Here is an 18,924-nt window from a genome sequence, read left to right as displayed (position 1 = left end):
GCCGCTTTTTTCTGATTTAATCCGTACTGACAGCTTTTTTAGCTGAAACAGCAGAAAAGGTGATTGTGATGGCACATAACCCGGCAATGACTAAAAATCCTAATACAATTGGCCAGGGGTCTGTAAAGCCATCAATCAGAACAGTCCTCATCGCTTCAAATAAATAAGTAACCGGATTGATGGAAGCCGCGACCTTTAACCAGGCAGCATCAATCAATTCGTATGGAACAAATGTCGTGCTGAGAAAGATCAGCGGGAAGAAGATAAATGTGCCTGCCTGCGCAGACTGTGCATTTTTGGCACGGAGCGCAACACCGACAGAATAGCCGGCGAACGCAAGTCCCCAGCCAAGCGTTAATAGTAATACAACCACTACGCCGAGTGCACCGCCTGCAACCTCAAGTCCTAAAATAAATCCTACACAAATAATCAGTCCGGCCTGAATGACAAGCTGGAGCATCCCTGCGATAATGGGTCCAAGAACAATCGCAAGCCTTGAGCTTGGTGTTAATAACAGTCTGGAGAAGAATCCATTATCCAGATCCTTCACAAGTGCCTGACCAGCACCGCCGGCTCCCCCGATTGCTGCGGATACAATTGATACAGGAAGAATAAATGCCAGATAATTTGCACCTTCAAATTCAGGGAGGTTTGCAATCCCGCTCAGACCCGCTTCATAGACGAAAAGAAAGAACATACTGATTGCAAGGTTCGGAATAAAAATGAGCGGGTTTCTAAGAATGGTCACAATACTTCTTTTTGTCATGACCAGCGTATCTGAGAAAAAGTTTCCCTGCTGCTTATTCATTTAACCCACCTTCTTTCTGGTCTTTTGTTACCTGAATAAAGACGTCATCAAGAGAAGGCGGCTTTACGTTCAGCTGGGCTGGATGAAGATTTCGTTCATCCAGTTTTCTGATGATGTCAGCTACAATCGAAGTGCCGTTTTCAGAAAGAATTGTTACATCATTTTTAACACGCTCTGTTTGGTATTCATCGGAAGAAACGGCTTCATAAGCACTGATTGCTTCTTCTTCCTCTTCAAACTGAAGCACAATCGCATCAAGGCCAAGTGTCCGCTTCAGCTCAGCAGGGGTTCCGGTTGCAACAATCTGACCTTTATTAATGATAGAAATTCGGTCAGCCAGCTGATCTGCTTCTTCTAAGTATTGAGTCGTGAGAAAAATCGTCGTGCCTTCTTCTTTGTTCAGCCGCTTGATCTCCCGCCAGATGGCTTTACGATTTGCAGGGTCAAGGCCGGTTGTCGGTTCATCAAGAAACAGGATTTTCGGCTGGTGTACTAATGTCATAGCAAGGTCCAGTCTTCTTCTCATCCCGCCTGAATATTTACCGCTGAGACGGTCCGCATCGTCAGTGAGTCCAACCAGCTCAAGCAATTCCTCAGCCCGTTTCTTCGCTTCTTTTTTTGAAAATCCGAATAGCCTTGCCTGAAATTCAAGCAATTCTCTTCCTTTTAAGTCAGGGTCAATACCGGTTTCCTGAAGGGCAACGCCGATAGATAGCCTCACTTTTTCAGGATCTTTACTTACGTCATAGCCGGCTACTTCAAGTTTTCCGGCAGTTGGTTTAAGTAAAGTTGTCAGCAGTTGAACAGTTGTGGATTTACCTGCTCCATTGGGTCCTAAAAATGCAAAAAATTCACCTTCTGCTATATCGAAGGACACGCCTCTTACTGCTTTTACATCGCCTTTAAAGGTTTTTTCAATGTTTTCCACATGGATCGTACCGTTCATAATTTTACCTCCCGACATTAGTGTCAGTTTTGGTTTTATTCTATTCCTAATTTAGTTTTCTGACAAATTTGAGTGTTTTTAAACATTGTCAAAAACAAAGATTGTATGGGTTATGGGCGTATGATAAAATGAAACGAGTGTAAGGTCGGTTCAGGAGGTGGAACATATGGAAACAATATTAACTGTCCTATTAGTCATTGTATGTATCTCGTTGATCGTCGTGGTTCTTCTGCAGTCAGGTAAAAGTGCTGGTCTTTCAGGCGCCATTTCCGGTGGTGCTGAACAGCTTTTCGGCAAGCAGAAAGCACGTGGGATTGACCTTGTTTTAAACCGTATTACAATCGTTCTTTCGGTACTGTTTTTCGTCCTGACGATTGCAGTTGCCTTTGTGCTACAATAAATGTTTAAAACCCGATCGGATGGTCGGGTTTTTATTTTTTCTTTTTAAATGGAATGGTTATATTCAGATTTAAATGCAATGAGATGAATCGTCTCGCTGCGCTTCAGGGGGACGCTTTCCGGACGGTTGTTGCTGAGCCTCCTCGCGCTTCGCGCTGCGGGGTCTCAGCTTCCAACTAATCGTCCCGGAGTCGCCCCCTTCCGCTTCGCTCTACTGAGATTTCTATATGTAATTAGAGTGAAGGTTGTGTGCCACTAACGTTATTGAGCACTAGAGTGCATTCAATAAAAGTGTCACTGCACTCAACAAAGGCTATACAGCAATCAACCCGGGTGTGTTGCTACGTCGATCTTCACGATACGTCACTCAATTGGGGTTTATTACTACGTCGATTGACACCATACGTCATTCAACCGGGGAATTATTGTGTATTTAGTAAGGTGAGTCTGACTTGCCTTATGAATGAGCGTTCGTGGTATAAAAGTGACCACTTAGTTGATTGGAGCAGAAGGTGCGAGACTCCTGCTGCAGGAAGGGCTTGGCGAGACCGGCCGCGGAAAGCGAGTGCCTTCTGCGGAAATCGACGGTTTCTAAGTACCACATCCACAATGCGCACAAATAGCTTTCCACTGCGTTTTCTACTAAAATAGAACAAGACGAATTTGCAATTGGAGTGACAATATATGAAACTGAATTTACCAAAACCATTTACATTTGAAGGCGGGAAGCGTGCTGTATTACTGTTGCACGGTTTTACAGGTAATTCTTCTGATGTGAGAATGCTTGGCCGCTTTTTAGAGAAAAATGGATATACATCGCATGCGCCTCATTATAAAGGGCATGGTGTACCACCTGAAGAGCTTGTGGAAACAGGACCTGAGGACTGGTGGAAGGATGTTGAGGAAGGGTTTGAGCATCTGAAGAGCCTTGGTTATGAGGAAATAGCGGTTGCCGGTCTTTCCCTGGGTGGTGTATTTTCATTGAAGTTAGGTTACACTGCTCCTGTAAAGGGTATCGTGACAATGTGTGCGCCGATGTACATCAAGAGTGAGGAAGTCATGTACAAAGGAGTTTTAGAGTACGCCCGCGAATTTAAGAAATATGAGAAAAAAGATGAAGATCAGATTGAAGCTGAAATGAAGGAATTTGAAAAGACACCAATGCAGACGCTGAAGGGACTTCAGGAGCTGATTGGTGATGTGAGAAATTCTGTTGATATGATCTATACGCCAACATTTGTTGTGCAGGGTAGACATGATCACATGATTAATACAGATTCAGCAAATATTATCTTTGAAGGCATCGAAACTGATCAGAAGAAGCTGAAATGGTATGAGGAGTCAGGCCACGTGATTACGCTTGATAAAGAGAAGGAACAGCTGCATGAAGACGTGCTTGAGTTTCTTGATTCCCTTGACTGGTCAGTTGACAAATAACAGCTGAAAAATGGAGGGACCGCTGATGGAAGAATCGGTGATCGTAATGAAAGAAAAACTGCTCACGTATATGCGGGAAGAGGCTTATAAACCGCTGACTGTGCAGGAGCTTGAAGAGTCGTTCGGAATTCATGATTCTGCAGATTTCAAGGATCTTGTAAAATCGCTAGTGATTTTAGAAGAAAAAGGTGAAATTGTCAGAACGAGAAGTAACCGTTACGGGCTTCCTGAGAAAATGAATCTCGTACGCGGAACGCTGTCAGGACATGCGAAAGGATTTGCATTCCTGATTCCGGATGAGCAGGGCAGAAAAGATATCTTTATTCCGCCGAATGAATCTGCACATGCAATGCACGGAGACAAAGTAATGGTACGTGTATCACGTGAATCAAGAGGAGACCGTGAAGAAGGTACGGTTGTCCGTATTCTTGAGCGCGGGACGAAGCAGGTTGTCGGAACATATACGGAAAGTAAAAACTTTGGATTTGTGATGCCTGACGATAAAAAAATGACCAGCGATATTTTTGTTCCGAAAAATGCGAGCAAAGGTGCAGTGGAAGGTCATAAGGTGATCGTTGAAATTACAGCATATCCGGACGGGCGCAACAGTGCTGAGGGTGAAGTCATCCAGATTCTCGGTCATAAAAATGACCCGGGTGTGGATATCCTGTCAATTATTCATAAACACGGCATTACAATTGAATTCCCGAATGAAGTCATCGAGCAGGCGAATAACGTGCCTGATGAAATTGATCCGGCAGACCTGAATGACCGCCGTGATCTGCGTGACGTGACAACTGTGACGATTGATGGCGCGGACGCAAAGGATCTGGACGATGCAATTTCGTTAAGTAAACTGGATAACGGTAACTATAAGCTCGGCGTTCATATTGCGGATGTCAGCCACTATGTGACAGAAGGCTCGCCAATTGACGAAGAGGCTTATGAGCGTGGGACAAGTGTCTATCTTGTAGATCGCGTGATTCCTATGATTCCGCACCGCCTGTCAAATGGCATCTGTTCACTGAATCCAAAAGTGGACCGTCTGACACTTTCTTGTGAAATGGAAATTGACCAGAATGGCGGCGTGATTAAACATGACATTTTCCAGAGTGTGATCCGTACAAATGAGCGGATGACGTATTCCGATGTGAATAAGATTCTCGTTGAAGAAGACGAAGCACTGATTGAAAAGTATGAGCCGCTTGTGCCAATGTTCCGTGAAATGGAGAAGCTTGCAGCGATTCTGCGCGGCAAACGATTTGGCCGCGGTGCGATTGACTTTGATTTTAAAGAAGCAAAAGTACTCGTGGACGAAGAAGGGAACCCGACTGATATCGGGATTCGTGAGCGATCTGTCGGTGAAAAGCTGATTGAAGAATTTATGCTTGCAGCAAATGAAACGGTTGCTGAACATTTCCACTGGATGAACCTTCCGTTTATTTACCGTATCCACGAGGATCCAAAGGCTGAGAAGCTGGAAAGATTCTTTGAGTTTATTACAAACTTCGGGATTACAGTAAAAGGTACAGGCAATGAAATTCACCCGAGAGCACTGCAGGAAATCATTGATGATATTCAGGGCACACCTGAAGAAATGGTGATTTCAACGATGATGCTTCGCTCAATGCAGCAGGCAAAGTATGATGAAAATAGCCTGGGCCACTTTGGACTTGCGACTGATTTTTATACACATTTCACCTCACCAATCAGACGTTATCCTGATTTGATTGTCCACCGTTTGATCAGAACATATTTGATCAACAAAAAGGTCGATGAAAAGACGCAGAAGCGCCTGTCTGAACAGCTGCCTGAAATTGCAGCTCATACGTCAGGACGTGAGAGACGTGCAGTGGACGCTGAGCGTGAAACAGATGAGCTGAAAAAAGCTGAGTATATGATGGATAAGATCGGTGAAGAATTTGACGGTGTTATTTCTTCAGTAACAAACTTCGGTATCTTTGTGGAATTGTCCAACACAATTGAGGGTCTTGTACACGTCAGCTATATGACTGATGATTATTACCGCTTTGATGAGCGTCATATGGCGATGATCGGTGAGCGTACGGGTAATGTGTACAGAATCGGTGATGAAATTTCAATCCGTGTTGTAAACGTGAATAAAGACGAGCGCGCAATTGATTTTGAAATTGTCGGTATGAAGGGTACGCCACGCGTGCGCAGAGAAACAGCTCGTGTTGTGGACAGCCGCGGCAAAAAAGATGGCCGTGATAAGAAAAAGCGTGTACGTGATGATGGCGGTAAGGGAGACAAAAAGAAATTTTATAAAGGTGCTCCGAGAAATAAGAAGAATAAAAAGAAGAAGAGAAAGTAAGGTGCAGGGGATCAGCTGACAAATCTTTGTTAGCTGTCCAGCTTCAGCGGGCAAACCCTCGAGTCATAAGTCACACTTAGAAAACGGGGAGATCACCCGTTTCTCTCAGTGCGTCTTATGCTTGTCGGGTCTGAACGCCCGCTTCAGCATTTCAAGTTGTCCAGCTTCAGGCGCTAGCTCCTCGGGTCATAAGCCACGGAGCGGTAAACAGGAAAACCACCCGTTTTCCGCTCCGCGTCTTATGCCTGTCGGATCTGACCAAGCGCCTTCAGCATTTCAGATAGGGGGGAATACTACAAATGCCTAAAGGAGAAGGTAAATTACTCGCGCAAAATAAAAAAGCGCGTCATGACTATTTTATAGAAGAAACGTTCGAAGCAGGTATTGTGCTTCAGGGAACGGAGATCAAATCAATCCGCAGGGGACGAGTGAACCTGAAGGATTCTTTTGCTAGAATCAGTAATGGCGAAGTGTTTCTCAATAATGCGCACATCAGCACTTATGAGGAAGGTAACCGTTATAATCACGACCCGCTGCGTGAGAGAAAGCTGCTATTGCATAAACAGCAGATTAATAAGTTGATAGGCTTAACGAAACAGCAGGGCTATTCAATCGTACCGCTGAAGCTTTATATCAAAAATGGCTATGCAAAAGTACTCATTGGCATTGGTAAAGGTAAGAAGAAATATGATAAGCGTGAGACGCTGAAGAAGAAGGATGCGAAGCGCGAAGTGGCGCGTGCACTGAAAGAGCGCCAGCGGTAAGGCTTACCAGTTGAAAAAAGACGGTACTATGTTATAATTGATTATGCCGTTAACAGCGGCAGGACAACCGGATTGATTTCCGGATCCCGTACTGAACCAGGCTAACACCTGATTCATCCTTATCATGGGGACGTTACGGATTCGACAGGAATGGTTCGAGCTTGAGTTGCGAGTCGGAGGGATCGTCTCCGTCATCAACGTCACCAAAAATAGTTAACAACAAACAAGATTACGCTCTAGCTGCCTAATAAGCACTTGAGGCCTCACTTGTCTATCACCCATGTAGACCTGCCTGAGGTTCACTTATAGTGGGATACGCAGTCTGCTGCCACCTGAAGCAGCCTGAAGAGACTAATCAGGATAGCCGTTCGGACGCCTGTCAGTTGGCATAAGTTACGGTGAAATGCGAATAGGCTGACTACGCTCGTAGAAGCTTAAGTATTGAAGTTTCTGGACGTGGGTTCGACTCCCACCGTCTCCACCAAATTATTATTTGGTGGTTTTTTTAATTTCAGCAGATTTTTAAAAATCTACATGAGTATCATTCTTTTGATGACAGAAAAGTTTTTTTATATGTAAATTAACATTCTATCACTAATTCTTATCATTGATAGAATGTTATTCACTATCCATGCATAATGTGGATTTTTATTCATTTTTTAGGGGGTAATTAAAAGACTTTAGACCCCCTTATTCTTGAGCAATGTTATTAATAAAAATGAGGTGATCAAAGCTTGTTTGAGAGGATTATCAATAAATAGTTTTGGTTGCAAAGAAGATTTGATCACCTGAACTATAGTCATGTTAAATCATTAATCATCTAATGTTTTAAATTGTAAGTATATTCCTTCCTCAGCACTATTAATGGTGTTCTAACCATTTTGTCCGCGCATTTGCTATATTCTGTTCCACTGAAAAATTTTACTTATCTTCATTCTCCATTCTATATAATAACCACTTTGCCTGTTTATAATCTTTGAGGTTGTGCTTCAGTCCAATTATAATTGCCGAGCGGGGGGGAACCCGCTGGATTTCCTCTAAAAGCAATTCTAGCGTTTCCTGTATTATCTTCGGATGTTCATCCTTCAACAGATCTTCAATTATTTCAGATGGCTTCAAAAGTAGTTGATCTTCCAATTTTGTTTTAAATTTTATAGATAACATTTCTTGTGTTACATAAGTTTTATGTGAATATAAAAATATGATTCGAACCTTTTCATTTAGAACTTCAGCAATTTGCTTAATATCGTGTGTATGAGGAAGAAATAAAATAATTTGGGCATAAATTTGTATAAAAGCTTTGATAGAAATAAGTAAATCATACTTTTTATTTACTTCTATCCCTTCAAACTCCTCTTCTAAAACAGCGAGAATGATTTTATCAATTTTCTCATTGTAATACATCATCTTTTCAATAACGCCTTCATTAATTGTATTCATAGAATCCTGTACATACATTTTAGCAAAATCGGCGTGTTGCTCCATAAATGAGAGATGAGAAAAGAAATAGTTTTTTAACTTTTCATCAGAAGACAAGTCACCTCTGACTGATTGGTCAATATGTATTAGCATGTTCCTCATGAAGTAATCAATTATCTCTTTAATTAAATCTTCTTTTGAAGAAAAAGATAAATAGAAAGCTCCTTTTGAGACATTAGTTTTTTTAGTTATATCTTGAACAGAGGTCTTTTCAATGCCGTTTTCAGCAAAAAGTTGAATTGCAGAATCTAGAATTTGTTGCTTTTTAGACATAATTCACACTCCTATTTTATTCGATTGATTGACTATTGACCGATCGGTCATTATGATTATATTGTAATTCAAAACAATGATAGAGAGGAAAAGCCTTATGCAAAATTTAGTACGTTTTGTTCTAAAAAATAAACTGGCTGTTTGGTTACTAACTCTAATTGTAACCTTCACCGGAATCTATTCAACTACTCAAATGAAAATGGAATCTTTGCCAGATATATCAATACCTTATTTGATCGTTGCAGGTGTGTACCCTGGAGCGACTCCTGAGCAGGTTATGGATGAAGTTTCTATTCCATTGGAACAGGCTATTGAAGGATTGGAAGATGTAAAAGCTGTGTTTTCCAACTCTTCTTCAAATGTATCGCAGATTCAAATCGAGTATGATTATGGCGTTGACATGGACGAGAAAAAAAGAGAATTAGAATCTGCGCTTGATGGCGTAAACTACCCTGAAGAGGTTGAAACTCCTTCTGTCATGGAAATCAGTTTAAATATGTTTCCTGTTACTGCATTATCAATCAGTAGTGAAACAGAGTCAATTACAGAATTAACAGAGCGTGTTGAGACGGCAATTCTCCCGGAAATTAAAAATATTGAGGGGGTTGCCTCGGCAACTGTTACAGGGCAGCATATAGAAGAAATTCAAATGACTTATGACCAGCTTGCTTTAGAATCTTACAGCATATCTGAGGACGATGTGACACAGATGATTGAAGCTAGCAACATTGCACTTTCACTTGGTTTATATGAATTTGAAGAAGGTGAAGAGGCAGTATTTTTAGACGGATCAATAACAACTGTTGAAGAATTTAGAGACATATTGATTCCTGTTACACTAACTGAAACGAATTCTGAACCTTTTGTTCCGCTTTCAGAAATTGCAAATATAGAGAAGGTAGGAAAGGTGGAGTCCATCTCCAGGACAAATGGTGAAGAAGCTATTGCAATTCAAATTGTGAAAGGACAAGAGGCTAATACAGTCACAGTTGTGAATGCAGTAAAAGAGCTTATGAAAGAGTTTGAGACAGATATTAATGGATTAGTGGTTGATATCACCCTTGACCAGGGAGAACCTATTGAAGAATCAGTTTTCGCTATGATTGAAAAAGCCTTAATTGGTGGATTGATTGCAGTTGCGATCATATTAATCTTTTTACGTGATTTCAGATCTACATTGATCTCAATCGTTTCAATCCCTGTTTCTATATTCATTGCACTGTTATTACTTAACTGGTTAGATATCACGTTGAATATTATGACGCTCGGAGCAATAACTGTATCAATAGGGCGAGTCATTGATGATTCAATCGTCGTTGTTGAGAATATATATAGACGGATGCATTTAAAAGAAGAAAAGTTATCAGGTCGTATATTAATTCAATCAGCCACGATTGAAATGTTTAAGCCGATTCTTTCTTCCACGCTGGTAACCATTGCTGTATTTGCTCCACTTATTTTCGTAGGAGGAATGGTGGGAGAGTTGTTCTTGCCATTTGCTTTAACAATGTCATTCGCATTGATTGCATCTCTGATAGTGGCTATTACAATTGTTCCAGCAATGTCTCATAGTTTGTTCCGAAAGAAGCTTTATGGAGAGAAAACTTCTTCATCTCATAAAGAGGTAGGAAAACTTGCTATAGCGTTCCGAGGCTTTTTAGAGAAGGCACTTAACCATAAATGGATCACATCGGCTGTGGCGATCGCCTTACTAGTTGGATCGATCGCGCTGACTCCATTAATCGGATTCTCCTTCTTGGGATCACAAACGGAAAAAGTAATGAACGTTACTTATACTCCAGCAGCGGGGGAACTTGAAGAAGATATACTAAAAAACGTGGAAGAAATTGAACAATTATTACTAGATAGAAAAGAGATAGAAACTATACAATTGTCTATATCGGATGCTTCATCTAATGACTTATCCGCTATGATGACCGGTTCAGGAGATGGTGCTCTTCTCTATTTAACTTTTGATGAATCGATTTCAATTGAAGAGTTCAACGAAGAGAAAGAGGATATTACCGGTTTATTGGATCGGGCGGATCATTCAGGTGAATGGGCAGAACAAGATATGATGGGCGGCGCTGGTATGATGGCATCAAATACCGTGTCTTATACATTATACAGTGAAAATGTAGATGATTTATTGGAAAGTGTCTCTCAAGTCGAAAGAGCGATGAGCGAAGTAGACGGACTGGAAGAGATCACATCAGATGTTGAAAACCCTTATTTAGAAAATAGACTGATCATTGAACAGCAGGAAGTACTGCAGTATGGATTGACTGCGGGTCAGGTGTTGATGGCATTAACATCTAGTGGAGCTGACGAGGTACTTACCACCGTCACTACGGAAGATAGGGAATTAGAAGTTATCATTCAAAGAGAAGAAAACGGGGCATACGAGTCTTTTGAAGAATTACTTGAGACACCTGTTCCTACTGCTATGGGTTCAACAATGAAACTAAGTGAATTAGTATCTGTTGAAGAAGGCACAACATTGACCACTTTAAGTCGATCTGAAGGACAATATTATGCTACCGTTTCAGGGACGATCACAGGAGAAAATGATGTATCAGGACCGAGCGCGGAAGCAGAAGAACAGATCGATAAATTGGATCTGCCTGCTGGGGTAACCTTGGAAACAGGTGGTGTTTCAGCAGATATAAATGAAACATTTACTCAGTTGGGGATCGCTATGGTTGCAGCAATAGCGATTGTATATTTCATCTTAGTAGTCACGTTTGGTGGAGGGTTAGCACCACTTGCTATTCTTTTCTCATTACCGTTTGCAGTGATAGGAGCGTTTGGTGGTCTGTTCGTAACTGGTCAAACTATTTCAGTTTCTGTAATGATGGGACTTTTAATGTTGATTGGTATCGTTGTCACTAATGCGATCGTATTGATCGATCGTGTCATTCAGATGGAACGTGGTGGTATGTCAGTGCGAAACGCTATGTTGGAGGCGGGTGCAACAAGATTACGTCCAATCTTAATGACAGCCATTGCGACAATAGGGGCTATGATTCCTATGGCGCTCTCAAGTGGTGGAGGCGGTCTTGTTTCTCAAGATCTGGCTATAACAGTTATCGGAGGACTACTCTCATCCACAATACTGACACTGGTTGTTGTTCCGGTTGTGTATGAGATATTAAGAAAACTGCAAAAAAATAAGTCTTTAGTAGATAAAGAAGAATAGATAATGTTCGAAGCTCATTAACCAGCTCACTTTTACTGGTTAATGAGCTTCATTCTTTTTACGTTGGTAAACCCTACAGTGAATGCATTTGATTAGTTTTAATCGATTCCGGGTAAAGAGTGTCAGTACATTGAATGAGCTGTCCGATTGAATGTAATCGGGGGGGGGTTTGTATGCTCAAAAATATTATACGATGCTGGAGGAAGTGAAGAGATGAATATAAAATTGATCATGTCAAATAACGAACCTGATGAGCCTGACTCGGGTAGTGACAAATCATACACTCAGAATAAGAAGCGTTGTACTCATAGGTTCTGCCTAAATAAGGTGGTGGGTCGTATATGTTAATTGCAACCCTTACTTTATTGCTTGGTGTTATCGTCATTCTGGCCATTATTGCAGCAAATGGCTATTTTGTTGCCCAGGAATTTGCGTATATGTCTGTAGACCGTTCACGGCTGCGTGCAATGGCTGAACAGGGTGATTCAGCAGCTAAACGTGCATTAAGTGTAACGGAGCGGACTTCATTTATGCTTTCAGGTGCACAGCTCGGGATCACTGTGACAGGACTGTTGATTGGTTATGTAGCTGAACCGCTTGTTGGGGAAAGCTTAAGTATTTTACTTGATGGCGCAGGAGTTCCTGCAGCGGTGAGTATCTCTGTCGGGACAGTCCTTGCTTTAGCTGTTTCTACGATTGTACAGATGATTTTTGGGGAGCTGTATCCTAAAAACCTTGCCATTGCAAAACCTGAACCACTGGCACGTGCACTTGCCAGATCAACTAACATTTATCTGATGATTTTCGGATGGCTGATTAAGTTTTTCGACCAGTCTGCGAATAAGTTTTTAAAACTTCTCAGAATTGAGCCTGTGCATGATCTTGACAGCAGTGCCAATGCACGGGATCTGGAATATATCGTAGCTGACTCCCGTGACAGTGGTGATCTGCCGAAGGAGCTGTCTATGTTCCTTGACCGTATTCTCGACTTTCCGCAACGTAACGTTGAACATGCAATGACTCCACGATCACGTGCAAATATTGTTGAGCCTGACATCACCATTGGTGAGGTCAGGTCATTGATGGCAAAGGAGCATACGCGTTATCCGGTCGTTAATTCAGATGACGAGCCAATTGGCGTGGTCCACCTTGTTGATATCCTGTCCTCGTCTTTGAATAAAGATGATCAGGTTACGACAATTATGAGGCCTCCATTGGTTGTTCCAACACTGATGGCTTTACCTGAAGCACAGGAGCAGATGAGTGAGTCGAAAAACGATCTTGCCTGTGTGATCGATGAATATGGCGGCTTTACTGGCATCCTGACCATTGAAGATCTTGCTGAGGAAATTGTTGGCGAGATCTCAGATGAGCACGATAGCGAAGAGGTTGAAGTAGTTGAATCTGAAGGAGAGGACTCCTGGCAGATGACCGGGGATGTTCATATAGACGAAGCTGAGCGGGAAATTGGTTATCAGCTGCCACGTGGTGATTTTGAAACAATCGCAGGATTACTTATTGCACACAGCGGGAAACTTCCTGCCGTCAATGAAAAAGTAACAGTTAAACTTCCGGAGGACCCGGCTGATCTGGTAGAAGATGAACCTGTCAAACGATATTTGATCGCACAGATCATTGAAGTGGATAAATGGGTACCAACCATGATTTCTCTGACAATTGAACAGCGGGAGAATGAAGATGAATCTGAACAGATAAGGAGGGATGATCATGAGTAATCCCTTCGTAGTAATCGTCGTCACAATAGCCATTATAGCGCTTAGTGCATTTTTCGTAATCATTGAATTTTCACTGCTCGGCGCGAGACGTCACCGCCTGGAAGAAGCGGCACGTTCAAGCCGTGGAGCCAGGGCTGCTTTAAAATCCGTTAATGAACTTACAGTGATGCTTGCAGGTGCGCAGCTTGGTATAACAGTATGTACTTTTGCACTGGGAGCGATCACTAAGCCTGCTGTAGACGACTGGTTTTCACCGTTGTTTGTTGCTACGGGGCTCCCATATTGGCTGGCTGATGGAACTGCTTTCTTCTTATCGCTGATGATTGTCACGTTCCTGCATCTGGTCATTGGGGAAATGGCGCCGAAATCATGGGCAATTGCACATCCTGAAGCTTCTGCAATTATGATTGGTATGCCGGCCCGTATCTTTATCGGGATTTTCCGACCGCTGCTTGGATGGGTCAATAGTATTGCGAACCGGCTAGTGAAGGCTTCCGGTGTGGAGCCGGTTGAGACCGCGGCAGTGGGTGGACAAAATGCTGATACGATCAGGCAGCTGGTGGAATATTCGGCAAATGTCGGCGCACTGGACGCGTCGATCCGAAGACCAATCTCAGGTGCACTGGATCTTGAAACGCTAAAAGTGGGAGAAGTGCTGTCGGATAAAGCACCTCTGACAACAGTGGAATCCGATGCGACTGTATATGATGTTCAAGAAGCAACACAGCGTTCAGGCCACAAACGAATTCTCGTAATGGCAGAGGACGGCAATCCCCCAAGAGTTCTTCATGTCCGGGATACACTACTTGAGCCGGAAGGCCGCTCAGCATGGGAACTTGCACGGCCATCATACGTATTACAGCCGGACACACTTCTGCATGAAGCGCTCACCAATATGCGACAATCGAGTGAACAGTTAGCAGTCGTCATGAATGATTCTGAGTTTCTCGGCATCATTACGATGAATGATATTTTTCACCATGTATTACCACGAATGAATGAGCAGTAGAAAATAGACTTGCAAACATTAGAGGTGTATCAAAGGAATGGAAACTTCCCCTTTGATACACCTCAATTTTATTATATCTATAAATTGATCTTCTTCACTCTCCACTGCTTCTCCTTCTGCGTATACCGGTTCAGCTTTCTTGAAAATTGGCTGGCCTCATGCTGATTCACAAAAAACTTAAACGCTCTATTGAGTGAATCCTTTAAAACTTCATGAGTACCATTGTTTCTTCTGTGTAAAATATACATGTTGTCTGTCAGCTCCTTCATAAGCGATTAATCAAATTGTGCCAGATCGTATACGTGAAAGCTGACGAATCGTTGGATGAATTTCATATTTTATTCGACATAATCCAGGTGTTAACATCATTAAAGCGAGAAAATGGAGATTGATTGAATGATATAAAACAATTGGTTTCTTATAGTCTATAGATGATTATGCACAGCTGGTGATTGGATAGGTAAGGGGGCGACTCTAGTGGCAGGAAAGGACGTGTGAGACCTTGTTGAAGCCTGTGTGATAAATGCCAGGGCACGGAAAGCGTCCCAGTAAACCGATAATCACCAGCTAACTTTAACTAAGCAAAACGAAAGGATCACATTTACATTTGCAAAAATTCATTTTAACCATACATAACAGTAAAAAATAACCGATATAACTAGTACAAAAGTTATACCATTCCATTCTCTATGTGAGGTGAGGGCTTTGAGGTACAATCGAAAAGAAGGCTTCAGGTTTGCATTTAAAAAGCCGTTAGAGGCAGTGTTTAAAATTTATGAGCTTCATGGTCGTGAGGTGAATTCCCATCCTGGGAAAGCACTCATGCATGATTTAAGTCCAAATGGAACCAAGATGAGTTCTCAACTGAATCTGCCGGTAAGTAATTATGATGAGCCTGTTAAAATCCATTTGCAATTTATGCTGAATGAGGTTGTATATGAAATGAAGGCTGAACTGGTGTGGAAGAAGGTAAGCGGAAGTGATTTTCATTATGGTGTTCATTTTTATGCTTCAGATGATGTGAAAGAGGATATTGTGAAGCAGCTGAAGCAGTATGTGAAAAAAGTATAAGTGAGCGGCTGAGGATGCCGCTCATTTTACATTCATGCAGAAACTCTGTGTGGTCTTGACGCAGTCTTCCAGGACTTACGGTTTGCATAATAAATCCCCGCAAAAATAATGATCATCCCGCCAACCAGCGATGGCGTAACCGGCTCATCCAGTAGCACGCTGCCCCAGATCATTGCTGAAACCGGTGCAAGATATGTAACTGTCGTCGCAAACTCAGGAGATTTCTGCCTGATCATATAATAAAACAGCAGGTAAGCAATCCCTGAACCAAAGCAGCCAAGCCCGATTGCAGAGAGCCAGAATGACGTATCGTATGTAAAGCTCATTACACTATATCCGTTTACAGTCATCATGACCAGACCGACCGATGCCCCTGTGATCAGTGATGTGGCAGACAAGAGGACGACACCTGTTGCCGGTGTGAATCGTCTGACATAATGAGATCCGAAACCATAGCACATCGCCCCAAGCATCATCGTACCTACCCCGATAAACTGTGAACCAAAAATCCCGCCTATTTTGAATTCAATTAATACAAGCACACCTGTAAAACCGATCAGAATACCGATCCACTGTTGCAGCTTTAGACGCTGTTTAAATAGAAAAAAGCCGATTAATCCTGCAAAGACAGGTGTGGTGGCATTTAGAACAGATGCTGTATTTGACGCAATTCTCGTTTCACTGAGTGCAATCAGAGCCCATGGAAGTGCGGCGTTCATAACCCCGATCAGGATCAGATGCTTCCACGGAATCGGGCGCTCAATTTTACGCCATTGTGCAATCAGAATGGGCATTAGAATCAGCGCGCCTGCAGCACATCTGATAAATACGGTTCCCCATACGCCTGCTGATTCTGCGAGGATTTTGATAAAGACAAACGAAAGGCCCCAGATCAGGCTGAGACCTCCGAGTGCTGCATATGCTCTCATGTTGTTCTCCTTTTACCCTGAAATCAGTGTGACAGTATACTGGCGCGAGCGCGGTCCGTCAAATTCACAGAAATAAATGCCCTGCCATGTACCGAGCACCAGCTCGCCATGCTGAACAGGTATCGTCTGTGCATGTCCAACTGTACTTACCTTCATATGTGAGGCAGTATTGCCCTCCATGTGCCGGTCTTTCGGGTGATCCCATGGAAATACTTCATCCAGCCTTCTCAAAAAATCAGTCTTCACATCCGGATCTGCGTTTTCATTTACTGTAATGCCTGCTGTTGTATGTTTAGATGATACGACAGCAATCCCATTTTTAAATGACTGATCGTTGATCCACTGCTGCACTTCATGTGTAATCTCAATCATTTCATCACGGCTGTGCGTTTTCACTGTAAACGTATGAAACATTCGATCATCTCCTTCAGTGATAGTGTACCGCACGAAAGAAACGTTTTCTATTAGAACATACACATACTGTCAAAAGGAACCTGATTGTATAATGAAAGCGTTTAAATATAGAGAAATATTAATAAATTCAGAAATCTTATTGCGGAACCTCACATCTCTATGTATGATGGTCTTTATATAAAGGTTTCACTGCAGTGATGTAAAGCGGGAAATCATCAGGAGGGTTACACAATGGATTCGACAAAAAAAGATCTGAGAATCAGAAGTAAAGTAATCAGTGAGGGAGTTAACAGAGTGCCAAACCGGTCGATGCTTCGTGCTGTCGGTTTTACTGATGAAGATTTTAAAAAACCGATGATTGGTGTAGCAAGTACCTGGAGTGAGGTTACGCCGTGTAATGTACATATCGATAAGCTTGCCCAGCGTGCGAAAAGCGGTGCAAAAGCTGGCGGCGGTGCACCGATGATTTTTAATACGATTACCGTGTCCGACGGGATTGCGATGGGGCATGAAGGCATGTTTTATTCACTCCCTAGCCGTGAAGTGATCGCAGATTCTATTGAAACAGTAACGAATGCTGAGCGTCTTGATGGCGTTGTGGCAATCGGTGGCTGTGACAAAACGACGCCTGCGTGTGTCATGGCGATTGCACGTATGAATATTCCTTCTGTTTATATTTACGGGGGAACAATTCAGCCGGGTAAACTTGACGGGAAAGATATCGATATCGTGTCTTCATTTGAAGCAGTCGGCCAGTATCAGGAAGGTCTGATTGATGAAGAACAGCTGTACAAAGTGGAATGCAGTGCCTGTCCGGGAGCTGGTGCATGTGGTGGTATGTACACAGCAAACACAATGGCATCAGCAGTTGAAGCGCTTGGAATGAGTATTCCCGGATCTTCTTCAACGCCTGCCATCAATGACTATAAAGAGCAGGAATGCGAACAGGCCGGAGAGCTTGTCGTCAAGCTGCTTGAGCAGGACATCTACCCGCGTGACATTATGACGAAAGAAGCGTTTGAAAATGCGATTACAGTTGTCATGGCACTTGGCGGATCGACGAATGCATTCCTACACCTGCTGGCAATGGCGCACGCAGCTGAAGTGGATTTGACAATGGATGACTTCGAACGTGTCCGTCAAAATGTTCCACACATTGCAGACCTGAAGCCGAGCGGTAAATACGTCATGCAGGATCTATATGAAGCAGGCGGCGTACCGGCAGTCATGAAGCTTCTATTAGAAGAAGGACTGCTTCACGGCGACTGCATCACAGTAACAGGTAAAACGATCGCTGAAAACCTTGCAGAAGTTCCTTCATTAAAAGAAGGTCAGAAGGTCATTACACCAATCAGCGAGCCGCTTAAGAAAACAGGACCACTGGTTGTGTTAAAAGGAAATCTGGCTCCTGAAGGCGCAGTTGCGAAAATGAGCGGGCAGAAAATCAGCCGCTTTGAAGGCCCTGCAAAAGTGTATGATAGTGAAGCTGAATGTACAGTAGCAATCGAAGATAACCAGATCAAAGAAGGCGACGTCGTCGTAATTCGCAATGTAGGGCCAAAAGGCGGACCGGGTATGCCTGAGATGCTTTCTATTACAGCCATGATCGTCGGACGGGGACTAAACGGTAAAGTAGCCCTCTTAACTGATGGGCGCTTCTCAGGTGGCTCACACGGCTTCGTAATCGGTCATATCGCACCGGAAGCAGCAGTCGGCGGACCAATTGGCCTTCTCCAAAATGGAGACATCGTCGCAATCGACAGCGACACGCAGGAAATTAACCTGCAGATCTCACAGGAAGAATTCGAAAAACGAGCACACGAATGGGTCAAGCCTGAACCTAAGTTCAAACGCGGAATCCTTGCGAAATATGCAAACTCAGTTTCTTCATCATCTAAAGGTGCAGTAACGGATTTATTTGAAGAGTAATTCACTAAGGCCGGGACATTTGTTGTCTCGGCCTTTTAATCGTTTCGCTACGCTCCAGGCGGACGCTTTCCGCAGGGCTGGCGGTGAGCCTCCTCAGCTTCGCTTGCGGTGTCTCACCTGTCCAGCTTCTCCTGCTGGAGTCGCCGCCTTACGCTTCGCTGCACTCAGATATTTGTATAAAAACCCTTTTGATCAA

At 43.0% G+C, this 18,924-nt stretch carries 14 protein-coding genes and 1 other RNA gene; 10 read left to right on the top strand and 5 right to left on the bottom strand.

Annotation, left to right across the window (positions count from 1 at the left end; all coding sequences use genetic code 11):
- Nucleotides 1-16: 16 nt before the first annotated feature.
- Together DH10bf12_RS16890 and DH10bf12_RS16885 are read right to left on the bottom strand one after the other, a co-directional pair.
- Nucleotides 17-808, bottom strand: coding sequence for an ABC transporter permease (locus tag DH10bf12_RS16890; RefSeq protein WP_471736381.1), 792 nt, complete (start codon nucleotides 806-808; stop codon nucleotides 17-19).
- Entirely contained in the window at nucleotides 801-1,754 is a 954-nt protein-coding gene (locus DH10bf12_RS16885) for an ATP-binding cassette domain-containing protein (RefSeq protein ID WP_471736380.1), read from the bottom strand. The genes DH10bf12_RS16890 and DH10bf12_RS16885 overlap by 8 nt, the downstream gene beginning before the upstream one ends.
- Before the next feature lie 166 nt (nucleotides 1,755-1,920).
- On the opposite strand from DH10bf12_RS16885, the gene secG reads away from it, so the two are divergent.
- The 5 genes from secG (at nucleotide 1,921) to ssrA (ending at nucleotide 7,173) form a co-directional block, all read left to right on the top strand.
- A complete protein-coding gene (secG, locus tag DH10bf12_RS16880; protein WP_471736379.1) occupies nucleotides 1,921-2,154 on the top strand; it encodes a preprotein translocase subunit SecG in 234 nt (77 codons plus the stop codon).
- A 683-nt stretch (nucleotides 2,155-2,837) separates the two neighbouring features.
- Nucleotides 2,838-3,590, top strand: a complete 753-nt coding sequence (locus tag DH10bf12_RS16875; RefSeq protein ID WP_471736378.1) for an alpha/beta hydrolase — start codon at nucleotides 2,838-2,840, stop codon at nucleotides 3,588-3,590.
- Between the two features lie 25 nt (nucleotides 3,591-3,615).
- Nucleotides 3,616-5,925, top strand: a complete 2,310-nt coding sequence (gene rnr / locus DH10bf12_RS16870; RefSeq protein WP_471736377.1) for a ribonuclease R — start codon at nucleotides 3,616-3,618, stop codon at nucleotides 5,923-5,925.
- 299 nt (nucleotides 5,926-6,224) lie between these two features.
- Nucleotides 6,225-6,689, top strand: a complete 465-nt coding sequence (smpB, locus tag DH10bf12_RS16865) for an SsrA-binding protein SmpB (protein ID WP_471736376.1) — start codon at nucleotides 6,225-6,227, stop codon at nucleotides 6,687-6,689.
- A gap of 126 nt (nucleotides 6,690-6,815) precedes the next feature.
- Nucleotides 6,816-7,173, top strand: a transfer-messenger RNA (tmRNA) gene (gene ssrA / locus DH10bf12_RS16860).
- 437 nt (nucleotides 7,174-7,610) lie between these two features.
- Here the strand turns inward: ssrA and DH10bf12_RS16855 are convergent.
- Nucleotides 7,611-8,441: a TetR/AcrR family transcriptional regulator gene (locus DH10bf12_RS16855; protein ID WP_471736375.1), complete on the bottom strand. Its 831-nt coding sequence runs from the start codon at nucleotides 8,439-8,441 to the stop codon at nucleotides 7,611-7,613.
- A gap of 97 nt (nucleotides 8,442-8,538) precedes the next feature.
- On the opposite strand from DH10bf12_RS16855, the gene DH10bf12_RS16850 reads away from it, so the two are divergent.
- The 4 genes from DH10bf12_RS16850 to DH10bf12_RS16835 all read left to right on the top strand — a co-directional run bounded on the left by DH10bf12_RS16850 (nucleotide 8,539) and on the right by DH10bf12_RS16835 (nucleotide 15,456).
- Nucleotides 8,539-11,640 (top strand): efflux RND transporter permease subunit, encoded by a 3,102-nt coding sequence (locus tag DH10bf12_RS16850; RefSeq protein ID WP_471736374.1) that lies wholly within the window; start codon nucleotides 8,539-8,541, stop codon nucleotides 11,638-11,640.
- A 341-nt stretch (nucleotides 11,641-11,981) separates the two neighbouring features.
- Nucleotides 11,982-13,376 (top strand): hemolysin family protein, encoded by a 1,395-nt coding sequence (locus DH10bf12_RS16845; RefSeq protein ID WP_471736373.1) that lies wholly within the window; start codon nucleotides 11,982-11,984, stop codon nucleotides 13,374-13,376.
- Nucleotides 13,369-14,385, top strand: coding sequence for a CNNM domain-containing protein (locus DH10bf12_RS16840; protein WP_471736372.1), 1,017 nt, complete (start codon nucleotides 13,369-13,371; stop codon nucleotides 14,383-14,385). Before DH10bf12_RS16845 ends, DH10bf12_RS16840 begins: the two co-directional genes overlap by 8 nt.
- Before the next feature lie 705 nt (nucleotides 14,386-15,090).
- The gene (locus tag DH10bf12_RS16835) at nucleotides 15,091-15,456 is read left to right on the top strand and encodes a PilZ domain-containing protein (protein ID WP_471736371.1); all 366 of its coding nucleotides are present in this window, start codon (nucleotides 15,091-15,093) and stop codon (nucleotides 15,454-15,456) included.
- 32 nt (nucleotides 15,457-15,488) lie between these two features.
- On the opposite strand, the gene DH10bf12_RS16830 is transcribed toward DH10bf12_RS16835, so the two are convergent.
- Nucleotides 15,489-16,385: a DMT family transporter gene (locus tag DH10bf12_RS16830; protein ID WP_471736370.1), complete on the bottom strand. Its 897-nt coding sequence runs from the start codon at nucleotides 16,383-16,385 to the stop codon at nucleotides 15,489-15,491.
- A 12-nt stretch (nucleotides 16,386-16,397) separates the two neighbouring features.
- Complete coding sequence (locus DH10bf12_RS16825) at nucleotides 16,398-16,799, bottom strand: secondary thiamine-phosphate synthase enzyme YjbQ (RefSeq protein WP_471736369.1); 402 nt, start codon at nucleotides 16,797-16,799, stop codon at nucleotides 16,398-16,400.
- A gap of 231 nt (nucleotides 16,800-17,030) precedes the next feature.
- Between DH10bf12_RS16825 and ilvD the strand changes: the two genes are divergently transcribed.
- Entirely contained in the window at nucleotides 17,031-18,728 is a 1,698-nt protein-coding gene (ilvD, locus tag DH10bf12_RS16820; protein ID WP_471736368.1) for a dihydroxy-acid dehydratase, read from the top strand.
- Nucleotides 18,729-18,924 lie beyond the last annotated feature (196 nt).

The sequence above is a fragment of the Jeotgalibacillus sp. 10bf12 genome, assembly GCF_055597105.1.
This window is presented reverse-complemented; position numbering and strand designations above follow the sequence as displayed.